Below are 12,587 nucleotides of genomic sequence, written 5' to 3'. Positions count from 1 at the left end.
GACAAGGAATCACGACATGTTACAACTTAAAAATCTATCGCGTATTTTTCAAACAGACCAAGTAGAAACTGCAGCCCTAAATCAGGTAAACATTGCTATCGAAAAAGGGGAATTCGTCTCCATTATGGGTCCATCCGGTTGTGGTAAATCAACTTTGCTTAGCATCATCGGCATGCTCGATAAAGCAAGTGAAGGGCAATACATTTTCAACGGTGAAGATGTTTCAGATTATTCAGAAGCACAATTATCACAAGTCAGAAAGCATAACATTGGCTTTATTTTCCAAAGTTTTAATTTGATTGATGAGCTAACTGTACAAGAAAACATAGAACTCGCTTTGCTATATCACAACATTCCTGCAGCACAGCGCAAAGAAAAAGTATCCATTGTGATGGATAAGGTGGGCATTGCACATCGTGCTCAACATATGCCAAGTCAGTTATCAGGTGGTCAGCAGCAGCGCGTCGCAGTTGCAAGAGCGGTAGTGGGCAATCAATCGATGATCTTGGCAGATGAGCCCACTGGCAACTTAGACAGCGCTCATGGGCAAGAAGTCATGGAAATGTTGCAAGCACTTAACGAAGAAGGCACCACCATTGTAATGGTGACTCACAGCCCCTCTCACGCAGACTATGCGCATCGTACCATCAATTTATTTGATGGAAATGTGGTGACTCAAAGCATTCGCCAAGCGATTTAATACCCTTGCTAGCCAATTAATAAGGAAGGTCTCATGTTTAAGAATTACTTAGTCACCGCGTGGCGCAACATTTTAAAAAACGGTATGTTTTCGGCCATTAATATCCTTGGCTTGGCCTTAGGTTTAATGAGCTGTATTTTAATTTCGCTCTTTGTGCGTGAGCAGGTGGGTTACGACAAGTGGCTCACTGATTCTGATCGAGTTGTTCGCATGCATACGGCTTATTACCGCGCCGGCACCCCCCCTTTTTTGACGGTACGTTCTGCAGGCAATTTTATGGAAGCAGTGCGAGACTACGCCACTGCAGAAGTCGAGGAAGGTACAAGACTCATTTCATTTGGCGCGTCGGTGATTAAAGATCAAAACGCAACGGCTGAACGCGTGAATCTGGTTGACCCAAGCTTCTTCGATGTATTTGACTTGCCCTTTGTTTATGGCGCAAAAGAGAACGCCTTTAAAAAGCCCTTTGATTTGATTCTCACCGAAGAAACCGCTATCAAATATTTTGGTAAAACGGATGTCGTTGGTGAAACGCTAACGCTCTGTTGCGCTGGTCCTGAACCTTCCGAACTTACCGTTACAGGCGTAGTAAAAGATTTACCCAAAGCCACGCATTTAAGCCTTGATTTAATTGTGCTTGTGCCACCTGCGCTTATCGAAAACAACCCCGGGTTAAATACTTGGACAAGCGTTAACGTGTACACCTATTTTAAAATGCGCGATGGCGTTTCAATTGAAGATTTCCAAGAGCGTCTTACTTATTGGGTCGACAACGAAAGTCCCTTGTCAAAGGATATTGAGCCTGAAACAAAAGTATCCGACGGAATGAAGCATAAACTCATGGCATTGGAAGATATTCACTTACATGCGAAAAAAGATGCAGGAACCATGGGAGACCTCTCTCCATTGGGTGATGCCACAATGATTACGGCGTTTTCAATTATCGCTGGACTCATTCTGGTCATTGCCTGTATTAACTTTATGAATCTCGCCACTGCTCGTGCCAGTCAGCGAGCGCGTGAAGTTGCTATGCGTAAGGTCTTAGGGGCTAGCCGGAAACAAGTCACCATTCAATTTTTGGGTGAAGCGGTAGCGCTTGTATTTATCTCATTGTTAGTGGCCTTAGTTTTAGTCGAACTTGTACTACCCATTTATAATCAAGTGCTTGGCAGCAAATTGGAATTATCATTATTTACCGATGTATCCTTGCTAGGTGCAATACTTGCCGTGGGATTATTCGTTGGCATTGGCGCTGGCATATACCCGGCACTATATTTATCTCGCTTTTTACCGGGTCATATTTTGAAGTCCAACAAAAGCTCAGAGTCTGGGAAAACGGCAAATTTCAGAACCTTGCTTGTGGTTTTCCAATTTAGCGCGTCCATTGCGCTTGTGATTTGTACAGCCGTTATCTTCACTCAAACACGCTTCGCCCAATCAGTTGATGTGGGTTATGTAAGTGACAACAAATTAATTCTTCAAATAAACGGTATGGGTGATGCCAGAGAAAGCTTGCGTCAAGAGTTATTGAATCTACCTGAAATTACTTCGGTGGTCTTCTCATCTGAGGCGCCTTCGCAAGACAACGAAAATAATGCTTATTTTTCCTTGCTTGATGGCGATGAGCTGGCGAGCCAAGAACAAATCGTGAATTATCACAACATGGGCTATGGCTTTTTTGAAGCTTACGAAGTCGCACCAATTGCAGGTCGCTTATTTAACCAAGACTATGGTTCAGACGAAATAAGCGATAATGAGAATGGCGATTTGCCCGCTAATGCAAGCGCGGTCATAAACGAAAGCGCGCTGGCCAAATTTGGCTTTGCGAATGCGCAAGCGGCCATAGGTCAAACGCTTGAAGCAAATATACGCGGACAACAGCATTTAACCATCGTGGGCGTTATTCCCGATATCTATTTTCGCTCTATCAAGTTTGGCGTGCGCGCAAGTATCTATACACTTAATCCTCAGCGCTTTAGTGTGGCTAGCCTTAGCTTCAATACGAATAACCCAGCAGCACTGCGCAACCGTATTGAGCAAATCTGGAGAGAACTTATGCCGACTCAGCCAATATCTTTGCGTTTCTTAGATGGCATGATGGAGGCGCAATATAATGATGAGCGCATACAATCGAGTCTCTTCTCAGCGTTTTCAATATTGGTGATTGTGATTGCGTGTTTGGGTCTATATGGTTTAGCCGCTTTCACCACAGAAAGAAGAACCAAAGAGATTGGTATTAGAAAAGTAATGGGCGCAAGTGTGAAAGATATTGTCAGCCTACTTGTTTGGCAGTTTTCAAAGCCCGTGCTCATCGCCAACATCGTGGCTTGGCCCTTGGCAAGTTTCGCGATGATCACCTGGCTTGAAAATTTTTCCTACCGAATCAGTGCGCTGTACTTGATTCCAATATGCATAGGTGTTGGTTTTATCTTGTTAATGATTGCATGGGCAACGGTGGGAGCAAATGCCTCAGCGGTAGCTCGCGCTAATCCGATAAATGCGCTGAGACAAGACTAACTTGCAACACAGCCAAAACCGGGTAGTGCGTTACCCGGTTTTATCTATCTTGCAGGCGCAGGGCTAATACGCCAGCTTCGCCCATTTTTTGCTTTAGAAATGCAGCCACATCGGCATCGCTTGTCTTACCGGGAGTAACGTTTGCATATGCTTCTAACTGCCACTGGGCAGTCAGGGCCGCAGCATCTCTTATGATTGCCACTTCCGCCGGTAATTTTATTGAAAGCCATTGAAACACTAACTCGTCGGACGACACCAGACGATTAGTTAGCGTCTCACCTATCGCTTCAGACAGCTTTTTGTGCTGCATGTAGCTCAGCCCGTCAGCCTGCGCGTTGTTTTGAGAAATGTTCACGGCTATGCGCACAAAATCACGCTCTTTGATCATCTGCGCAGCCATATCGATGGCAGAGTCTGTTCTAGCAACCGAAACAACCTTGTTCACAACCTTCGCTTCGGCCAGGGCAGTAGATTCCCCAATAGGTGAATAAGCCACGGATTGGAATACATCGTCTTTAAAGTAAAACGCAAAAACCACAGTTTTCTCGGCGTTTTCACAGCCAATATGCGCTGCAAGCGGCTCTATTCATTTTTGGAAATCAAGCTTCGTCATACGCGCTGGACTCTGAGACAGAACGTTATCTCACTTCCTGAAAAACGCAAAACTTTATAGAAAAATTTAGCAGCCGATTGTAACCACGTTGCATGTTCTATATGCCGCGCTTATTTTCGTCGCTTTACGCTTGAAAATGCGATACCCACAATAGCTAGTGCGATTAATACAAAAGACGTTGGCGCTGACGCGTTTATCGTCGAGCGCACAAAGCGCAAATCGTCAAACACTGCGGTGTCGCCGACTAATTCGATATATGCGATATTTGTTGTGGCTAGCTGAATACCCCTGAATGCACCACCGTTGATAGCATCAGGTGTGCTAATGTTGGCCGTTGCGGTAATGTCGAAAAACTCAAGAAGAGTTCCACTTGAGTCGAATGCACTTAAACTGACGGTTCCAAATTCAGGAACAATATTCATAAAGAAACCAAAGCCTGAAATATCAGCTGTATTGAAATCGATTCTGACCGGGCCTTCACCCGGAAATATGCCTAACCATCCGTTTCGATCCGAATTCCAATCACCATTTGTTGATAAGCCCCAGCTTACATCGTAGAGCCAAAGTTCGCTTGAACCAATACTTTGCGCTTGAATATCTTCACCTACCAAATCGCCAATTTGCTCAGCCGTGCCGACTCCCTCTTTTTGATTGGTACCTGTGAACTGGCTAAAGTCAATTAAACTTTGAGTACCCACTAGGCCCGCTGGGTCGGTAAGCAACGCGGCATTCGCGTTAGCCATAAACATGCATATGACAAGAGCGATAGTTTTTTTCATTTTGGTGAGCCTGTATGGAAGGTGTGAGGACAGCAGTACAATTTCAATGCCAACAATCTAAGTCTCTGTATTTACAAAGAAATACTTTAGTAAGTTTTGGTATGTATTTTAAAGTGTATATTAAGCTGACAGTTACTCTCGCGTCGACTAAGCGTGACGTTGCTCCCAGAGGGAGCGACATCGTTGTATATTCTAGCTAAAGCGTTTCTTCTAACCATTTAAAAAACTCATGCTGCCACACTAAGCCATTTTGAGGCGTGAGTACCCTGTGATTTTCGTCTGGGAAGTACAAGAAGCGGCTTTTAACGCCAAGCAATCGCGCTGCTTGGAAGGCTTGAATGACCTGACCTATGGGAACGCGATAATCTCTTCCACCATGGATCACAAGCATAGGCGTATCCCAATTCTGTACGAAGTTACTCGGGTTAAATGCATCGTAAGACCTTTGAGCCGCCATATTATCTTTGTCCCAATACGGCCCGCCAATGTAATGATTAACCAAAAAAAGACATGTTTAAATCGTCGAATACGTAAGCATCAGATTTTGACAAGTGTTTGTAGCGGTCAGTGCCCAGCACATCTTTCATTTTGACTGCTTCGTGGAACAATTTTTTACTGCCATCAGGAGATAGGTTTTTTTCACATACCAATACCTTACAGCACTGGGTTTTGACATAGAAGCCTCGTTGAAATTCACCATTATTCGTTGTGATAGTGAAGTCAAGGAAAAGCAATTAAGCTATCATCCAAACAACAAACGTTTTATCAGTGCAAATTTTAGGTAGAGGCTATCAACATCAGCCCCGAAAATGGCACAAAAAGTGAGAAGTAAACTATGGCAAATGACACAAACTACAAAAAAGACAAAATTGGCAATCACGCGCTAAAGCCAGAAACAATGATGATGTCCTATGGTTACAATCCACAGTTTTCTGAAGGGTCTGTTAAGCCGCCTGTATTTTTAACATCCACCTTTGCCTATCAAACACCAGAAGAGGGTGAAGAGTCATTTCATATTATGGCGGGTCGTAAGCCTGCACCAGAAGGCAATGTGGGCGGTCTCATTTATAGCCGCTTTAATCACCCCAACGTAGAGATTATTGAAGACAGACTGTCACTTTTCGAAGGTTCAGAATCATCCGTGATTTGCTCGAGCGGTATGGGCGCTATTAGCGCTATTTTGCTTGCGTATTTGCGCCCGGGAGACGTAATTGTTCAAAGTGCGCCCTTGTATGGCGGAACCGAAACGCTAATTCGTAAGTTTTTGCCCCAGTTTAACATCCAAACTGGCGAGTTTCACAACGGACTAGATGAAGCAGGTATGCTCAGCGCATTGCGTGAAGCGGGCAATAAGGGGCGTGTTGCTATGGTCTTTATCGAGTCCCCCGCCAACCCAACCAATTCCTTAGTTGACTTTGCCGCCCTCAATCGCGTTCTCGACGTCATTGAAAGAGAAACAGGCCACCGCCCTTTGAGCGTGTGCGACAACACCTTGATGGGGCCCGTCTTTCAGCAAGTTGTACCTCATGGTATTGATATGGCCATGTATTCATTAACCAAATATGTTGGTGGACACAGTGACTTAGTCGCAGGCGCTGTTTGCGGTAGCCGTGATATGCTCAAAGCTGTGCGCGCTACTCGCGGCGCATTAGGATTGAACCTGGACCCACATACAAGCTGGATGATTTCCCGCTCACTTGAAACCTTAAGCATTCGCATGCAGCGCGCTGCTGATAGCGGTCGTAAAGTAGCGCAGTGGATTGCTGACAATCCTTATATTAAAGCAACAATACTCCACCCAGACTTTATCGAAAACGATGCTTACCAAAGTGTCTACAAACGCCAGTGCTTGGGCCCTAGCTCGACTTTTTCATTTGTTTTGGACATTTCAAAAGCAGATGCATTTCGCTTCATCAACAATCTGTCTATCTTTAAATCGGCAGTAAGCCTGGGTGGAACTGAAAGTCTTGTTTGTCATCCGGGCAGCACAACACACTCCGGCGTAGCACCAGACATGCGCGCTAAGTTTGGTGTGACTGATGGTTTGATACGCCTGTCGATTGGTTTAGAACACCCTGATGATCTCATTGTTGATTTGGATAATGCTTTCAAAATCACCTTCGACAGTACATCGGATTAATTAAGGCAGTCGCCCCTTAGCGCTGACTGCTTGCCTGTTCTATCTTTGTCTGGCTGGCCACCGATTCATTTAGCGTGCCATCGGTATGGCTAGTTAGGCGTTCCTGCTTAACGCTGTCATGACATTCACGTATCAAGGTGACAAACTCCTGCGCACTGCGGTCTAGCTCATTCACCGATACATAGACGTCGTATCCATGACCCTCTTGCAGTTTTCGCATACGATTAGCAAACATGGCAACAACCCCTTTTATCACAGTACCATCGCTTGTTTTATATTTAGCGTCTTCAATCAAATCATCGCCATAACAACGACCGGTTTCACAGTTAGCACGCTCTATTTGCGCAACCAAGGGGCGCTGTTCCATTAACAAATGCGTAATTAAACGCGGGGAGATGTTTTGAAGGAGAGGCTCTGGATTTTTTAGACGAAAGCCAACCATTTCCAAATCGACGTGCTCTAAGCCTTTATGGATACGCGGCACATCTACGCGCTGCAGGTTGTCCCACTCAATATGCCATTTTCCCAGACGATGATGATAAATAAGCGCGTCTTTATTTATTTCTACGCTGTGCTTTGGCTCTCTAAGTTTAAAAAAGCCCATAATAATGCCAATAATGCCTGCGGCGATGATTAATATGCCAGCAAGAAAGAACAATTCAGGTAAAACTGAAATTGTGAGGCCGCCCAAAATCAGAGCACCAATGCCAATGAGCATACTGGTTAAGCCGTTGTGGGAGGAAACTCCGCGAATAAGTATCGAGTCAGAAGTATCAGTGCCAGACATAAAAATATAGCATCATCATTAATATTGCCCATATGATGATATACCGAGTTTGTCGACAAAAAGCACAATCGGTATGCCACCATTGCTGCACTTTGTTACCTAATTTGCTAGCTGCTTTGCAAAGAAAGCTTTGCGTTTTTCTCTTAGACGGCATAAGGCAGATACAATTGTGGGGGTAAATATGAGCGAAAGTATCACAGAAAATCCAACTCCCCCAGCAATTACCACAGCAAGCGGCGGCCAAAAACTCCCTTCGCTGAATAGCAACAAGGGGATAAGACCGCCAACCGTCGTGAAGGTAGTTGATAAAATATGACGACTACAGCTCATGGTCTCAGACACGATAGCTTCGGTATCTCCGCGCATGGCGTCTGTATTGCTGGCAATCGATGCAATGACAACAATAGAGCCATTGATAGCAACACCAATTAAGCCTGCGCTGCCCAAAAGCGGGTTAAAGCCCACCGGCAAGCCTGACAACCACAAACTAAAAAAGCCAAGCCCCACTGACAACATCGCCACAACTGCAATCACAGCGGCAAACCTGACACTTGAAAAACTTAAAATGAGAGACGTGATCATCAGCACCAACAGCACGGGCGCATATGTGGCTAGTTGACCAAGCGCCTGCTGCTGTTCGTCTGCATCTCCTGCCATTTTTATACGGTAGCCTTCTGGCAGCACCAATGCGCCCTGTTCCAACTCATCGCGCAATTGGTTACTGGCGCTCACCGCAGCAACACCTGGCAGCAAATAAGCTTGTACCTTGTTAATACGCTCACCATCTAGACGCGTGATACCGCTGATGCTTGGCTGCAGTGAAAAACTGCCCAAATTAGCCACGCCTAAGGGACCGGTTTGTTGCACCTGCCTACTTATCAGCGGCAAAGCTTCAAGTTCGCTCAGTGAACTTCGCTGGGCGTTGTTGATTCGCACGCGAATTGGCATTTCTTCAGTACCTTGAAGGATTGAACCACCCGTGCTGCCTGCAAGGGCATTTTGTAATTGTTCTGCAATTTCGTTTAAAGATAGCTGCGATAAATAGCTCACCTCTTCAGACACCGCATAGTTAAGCTCAGCTTCTGTCATCGTAATGGAGGCGGTCGATTGCGTCAGCCCTTCAATTTTTGTCATCGCAAGTCTAACCTGCTGCCCTAACTGCTCGAGCACTTCCAAATCCGGCCCGAAAATATCTACCTCTAAAGGAGAAGCAATAGGCGGGCCTTGACCAAATTTGCGCACCACAATTTTAGCTTCGGGAAAACGGTTTTGCACATCAAAATGCATATTGCGTACAAGGGTATCAGCATCTGCTACGCTGCTTGTAGTAAATACCGCATTCGCAAATTCAGGGCTGTTGTCGCGCGTCATGACCTGGTTGTAATAGATAGAAGGTGTGGAAGCACCCACTAACCACGTAAGCTGCTCTATTTTTTCATTTTGGCGCAAGTGCTCATCAATTTCTCTGGTCATTTCGTAGGTACGATTAATGCCGGTGCCGCTTGGCATAAACACATACATTTCAAACTGATCGCGATCAGCACTTGGAAAGAACACATTTTCAAGAGTGGTTGATAATACAAAGCCACTGGCACAAAAAACGGCAATGGCGGGTAATACAAACATTGGACGATTAATCAGTTTCGCCAGTAAACGTTCAAAGGCTTTTGAGACCGACGGTAGCTGATAGCCACGGCGATACCATGCATGATCTTCGCTGCTGTCACGCGGTAAAAAACGGGCTGCCAAGGCCGCAATAATGGTCAAGGAAATTGCTAATGAGCCAATTAGGGCCATGACAACGCTTATGGCGATACCGCCAATGAAATCACCGATATTGCCGTTTAATAAAAATACCGGCATAAAGCCTAAAATGGTAGTGAGGGTAGACGCGAGTAAGGGCGAAAATAGGTGTTTAACACTTTTTTGCAGCACGTCTAAACGCGAGAGCGAGTGATTGAGCAGGTTTAGCCGAATTTCATCCGTGATCACAATGGCATTATCAATCAGCAAGCCAATGGCGATAATGATGCCGAAAATGGACATTTGATGTATTTGCTGATTAAAAAAGCTCAAGCTAAATATGGCAAATGCGGCGCACATTGGAAGCGCGAGACCCACTATCCATGCTGCCTTTGCCCCCATAAAAAACAGCACAACAAACATGACGACCACTGAGCCAAGCAGTAAGTTATTACTTAACTCTGAGAGACGTTGATCGGTATACTTATTTTGTTCAAAGACTAACTCAGCCTTTACGCTGCTGCCGAAGCTTTGATTAAATTTATCAGCTTGCTTTTTAATCGCCTGAGTCCAGGTATCCACCCGAACGGTAGTTTGCATTCTCACTGCAACAAAAATGCTGCGTTTGCCATTCACTAGCGCAATTTCAGTGGGCGGGTCCAATTGCGTACGCTGAACATCTGAAATATCCCCTAAGCGTAGGACATCACCGCTGTTGTTGATGATGGGGGTGTTCGCAACAATTGACACGCTCTCAAGTGGCTGAGCAACCTGAACGCGAATATTACGCGCATCGTTGAGTAGCACACCGGCAGGCAGTTTAGCATCAGCGGCCGCAATACGCTGACTTACCTGCGATAAGCTCATGCCTGCAAGCGCTAACTGCTGTGCATTTAGCGTCACGGTAATTTCCTCTTGAGGTTCACCGTAAATGCGCACAAGTTCGGTACCTGGCACGTTTCGCAAGCTATCTGCCAGTTCATCGGCCATTCTGCTGGTTAAGCTTAAGTCGGTATTCTCTTCAAACACCGGGCTTAAGGCATACAAAACTGTAAACGCAGTTGCTCCACGCTTGTCTTCTAGAATTGGCGCTTGCGCACCCGGAGGGAAACGAGCTGCAGCGTCATCAAGTGCATCACGAATCTTTGAAAATATCTGTTGATTGTTGCTGTTATCGACCGTATCTTGCAGCTCAACCGACAGCGACGAAAATCCCGCTTTTGAAGTTGATTTAATCTCTTTTATTTCAAATAGCTGGCGCAACTCGTCTTCTATTACGTCAGTCACTAAGGCTTCAACTCGTTCAGCAGAGGCTCCCGGAAAGCTAGTCAGCACAATGACGTTGCGCAAATCAATGCGTGGATCTTCCAACCTTGGTAGACTTTGAATTGCAGATAAGCCCGCAACCAAAATGATCACAATACTCAGTACTAATAAATGCCCTTTTCTAAAAAACGCAGTGTACCAAGGAGCATGTTGATAATTGGGATGAGCACCGTGTTGATTTGAGGCGCCGTCCTTTGATTTATCTGATTCTGAAATATGTGACATTAGTTTCTATGTGCAGAAGCGGAATCTGCGCTCTCATATGATGAAAGGGCCCCATCGCGGCCTTGCTTTTGCGTGTGCAAACTGCCACTGACGTCTACCATAGTATTCGTCACTGTATTTTTCACTTCACGCACTTGAGTGACCGTTTGCCCTGGCGTAAGTCGGTGAGAACCGTTTGCGACAATTAAATCTTCGTCCTGAATCGCGCCGGAAACAAAGGCCTTCTCGGCTTCTATGTGTTCAACGGCGACGGTACGAGAAGCAATGCTTTGCGAACTTTGATCATAAACAAATACCGTCCACAAACCTCTTACACCGCTTGATAAAGCATCCAAAGGGATCCATGCGCCTCGCTTGTCAACTTCAATGGGGACTGATATGGACACCAGGTCGCCTGACACTAATGCCTCAAGCTCCGCTGGCGCCAGGGTATTCCGAGATAAAGCAAATACCGTGTCGATGGTGCGTGTGGCAAGATTCCGCTGTTTTGAAATAGATTTTACCGAGGCAGGAAATTCAAGGCCGCCTAAGGTTAACCGATATTGCTCACCAAGCTCGACGCCGAAAGCAATGTTTTCGGGCAGACCAAAACGCGCTTCAAGTGAGTCAGTTGCCAAGACGCTAAACACCGCCTGTCCCGTATTGAGCACCGTGCCTTCATCGGCGAGTTCAGCAACGACTTGCCCGTCAAAGGGCGCGATGATCGTTGATTTTTCCTTTTCTACCTGCAGACTTTGCAAACGAGCTTGAACTTCATTCACCAATGCAGTTGCAGCGTTCAGCGCGGCTTGAGCCTCGTCTAGACGCTGCTGTGGTTCAAGCTTTGCGTCAACTAGCTCTTGAGTTCGCTTAGCGGACAATTCCGCAAGCGTGGCGTCTGCACGCGCACGGTCAAGAGATGCAATTAGCTCGTTTTCACGTGCATCAAGCCTAGCTAAATCGAGCATGGCTAGCGCTTGACCTTGCCGTACACTATCACCCTCTGCCACTAAGCGCTTGGCTAATACGCCAGCTAACTCAAACCCTACATCAGATTGCTTGGCAGATTCGATTTGCCCGTACACGATTCGCTTGCGAGTAAATTGTGATTGCATTTTGATTGGCATAACTTCGACGGTCATATTTTCGACTACCATCAAATCGCTTTGAGTATAAGCTTGGCTGCTTCCACTCCCGGACACACTCATTAGAATTATCAGTAAAATAAAACTTACGACAGTAATAAGCGTTAATAGAAGCTTACCATTATTACCATGCTTTATCGGTGCGGCGGCGGAGTCGTTGGGCATTAAGGCGTTCTCTTTATAGCCTTGAGAGCGGTCCTGACGCTGAAAGACTGCGCTCAAATTATATACACTGAACAGTATGCTAGAATATAAATACTAGACTGTCTAGTCTATTAATATTAAATATTGCTCATCTTTTCATCTAAAGTTGGATTCTCCTAGCTCACCGCTTTGAATAAGTAAGCAAAGGCAGACTGTTAAGTAACCTCAACTCGGGATAAGCGATAGCGCCAAGCAGCGCTAAAAACGCGAATTACTGCGTTGCAAAAGCGAGCAATAGAATAACTATTACGTCTCTTTTGCGCCTTGCACTTCACGTTTTTATCACTACTTGGTGACAATATATTACATACATCGTTAAAACAAACATTTGCACTATCGCTTATCCCGAGTTGAGGTTAAGTAATGAAATACGTAGATAAACATTAAAGCGCTCCATAAGTGAAATTCTCAATCGTAAATTAAGCAGTG

General features: G+C 45.5%; 9 protein-coding genes. 3 read left to right on the top strand and 6 right to left on the bottom strand.

Annotation, left to right across the window (positions count from 1 at the left end; translation table 11 throughout):
- The first annotated feature begins 16 nt into the window (after window positions 1–16).
- Together PN836_RS15785 and PN836_RS15780 are read left to right on the top strand one after the other, a co-directional pair.
- On the top strand, window positions 17–700 hold the full coding sequence (locus PN836_RS15785) for an ABC transporter ATP-binding protein (RefSeq protein WP_395340040.1): 684 nt from the start codon (window positions 17–19) through the stop codon (window positions 698–700).
- Between the two features lie 33 nt (window positions 701–733).
- Window positions 734–3,217 (top strand): ABC transporter permease, encoded by a 2,484-nt coding sequence (locus PN836_RS15780; RefSeq protein WP_395340038.1) that lies wholly within the window; start codon window positions 734–736, stop codon window positions 3,215–3,217.
- A 40-nt stretch (window positions 3,218–3,257) separates the two neighbouring features.
- On the opposite strand, the gene PN836_RS15775 is transcribed toward PN836_RS15780, so the two are convergent.
- From PN836_RS15775 to PN836_RS15765, 3 genes are all read right to left on the bottom strand, one after another.
- Window positions 3,258–3,755, bottom strand: coding sequence for a hypothetical protein (locus PN836_RS15775; protein WP_395340037.1), 498 nt, complete (start codon window positions 3,753–3,755; stop codon window positions 3,258–3,260).
- A 185-nt stretch (window positions 3,756–3,940) separates the two neighbouring features.
- Complete coding sequence (locus PN836_RS15770; protein WP_395340035.1) at window positions 3,941–4,609, bottom strand: hypothetical protein; 669 nt, start codon at window positions 4,607–4,609, stop codon at window positions 3,941–3,943.
- A 196-nt stretch (window positions 4,610–4,805) separates the two neighbouring features.
- Window positions 4,806–5,066 carry an alpha/beta hydrolase family protein gene (locus PN836_RS15765; RefSeq protein ID WP_395340033.1) on the bottom strand — a complete coding sequence of 87 codons (261 nt, stop codon included), beginning with the start codon at window positions 5,064–5,066 and terminating at the stop codon, window positions 4,806–4,808.
- Window positions 5,067–5,444: 378 nt separating this feature from the next.
- Between PN836_RS15765 and PN836_RS15760 the strand changes: the two genes are divergently transcribed.
- Window positions 5,445–6,749 carry a cystathionine gamma-synthase family protein gene (locus tag PN836_RS15760; RefSeq protein ID WP_395340032.1) on the top strand — a complete coding sequence of 435 codons (1,305 nt, stop codon included), beginning with the start codon at window positions 5,445–5,447 and terminating at the stop codon, window positions 6,747–6,749.
- A gap of 16 nt (window positions 6,750–6,765) precedes the next feature.
- On the opposite strand, the gene PN836_RS15755 is transcribed toward PN836_RS15760, so the two are convergent.
- The 3 genes from PN836_RS15755 to PN836_RS15745 form a co-directional block, all read right to left on the bottom strand.
- Window positions 6,766–7,536: a DUF2982 domain-containing protein gene (locus tag PN836_RS15755; RefSeq protein WP_395340030.1), complete on the bottom strand. Its 771-nt coding sequence runs from the start codon at window positions 7,534–7,536 to the stop codon at window positions 6,766–6,768.
- 99 nt (window positions 7,537–7,635) lie between these two features.
- Window positions 7,636–10,830: an efflux RND transporter permease subunit gene (locus PN836_RS15750; protein ID WP_395340029.1), complete on the bottom strand. Its 3,195-nt coding sequence runs from the start codon at window positions 10,828–10,830 to the stop codon at window positions 7,636–7,638.
- Window positions 10,830–12,119: an efflux RND transporter periplasmic adaptor subunit gene (locus tag PN836_RS15745; protein ID WP_395340026.1), complete on the bottom strand. Its 1,290-nt coding sequence runs from the start codon at window positions 12,117–12,119 to the stop codon at window positions 10,830–10,832. Before PN836_RS15745 ends, PN836_RS15750 begins: the two co-directional genes overlap by 1 nt.
- Window positions 12,120–12,587: the final 468 nt, after the last annotated feature.

This window comes from Ningiella algicola (assembly GCF_028401415.2).
In the GTDB taxonomy this organism is placed as follows: domain Bacteria; phylum Pseudomonadota; class Gammaproteobacteria; order Enterobacterales; family Alteromonadaceae; genus Glaciecola.
The sequence above is the reverse complement of the archived record's forward strand: the minus strand, read 5'-3'. Positions and strand labels throughout refer to the sequence as shown.

Excerpts from the sequence above, each read along its gene's own strand:
- PN836_RS15770 (WP_395340035.1), bottom strand. The coding sequence starts at position 4,609 with ATGAAAAAAACTATCGCTCTTGTCATATGCATGTTTATGGCTAACGCG.
- PN836_RS15780 (WP_395340038.1), top strand. The coding sequence starts at position 734 with ATGTTTAAGAATTACTTAGTCACCGCGTGGCGCAACATTTTAAAAAAC.
- PN836_RS15785 (WP_395340040.1), top strand. The coding sequence starts at position 17 with ATGTTACAACTTAAAAATCTATCGCGTATTTTTCAAACAGACCAAGTA.
- PN836_RS15755 (WP_395340030.1), bottom strand. The coding sequence starts at position 7,536 with ATGTCTGGCACTGATACTTCTGACTCGATACTTATTCGCGGAGTTTCC.
- PN836_RS15745 (WP_395340026.1), bottom strand. The coding sequence starts at position 12,119 with ATGCCCAACGACTCCGCCGCCGCACCGATAAAGCATGGTAATAATGGT.
- PN836_RS15760 (WP_395340032.1), top strand. The coding sequence starts at position 5,445 with ATGGCAAATGACACAAACTACAAAAAAGACAAAATTGGCAATCACGCG.
- PN836_RS15765 (WP_395340033.1), bottom strand. The coding sequence starts at position 5,066 with ATGGCGGCTCAAAGGTCTTACGATGCATTTAACCCGAGTAACTTCGTA.
- PN836_RS15750 (WP_395340029.1), bottom strand. The coding sequence starts at position 10,830 with ATGTCACATATTTCAGAATCAGATAAATCAAAGGACGGCGCCTCAAAT.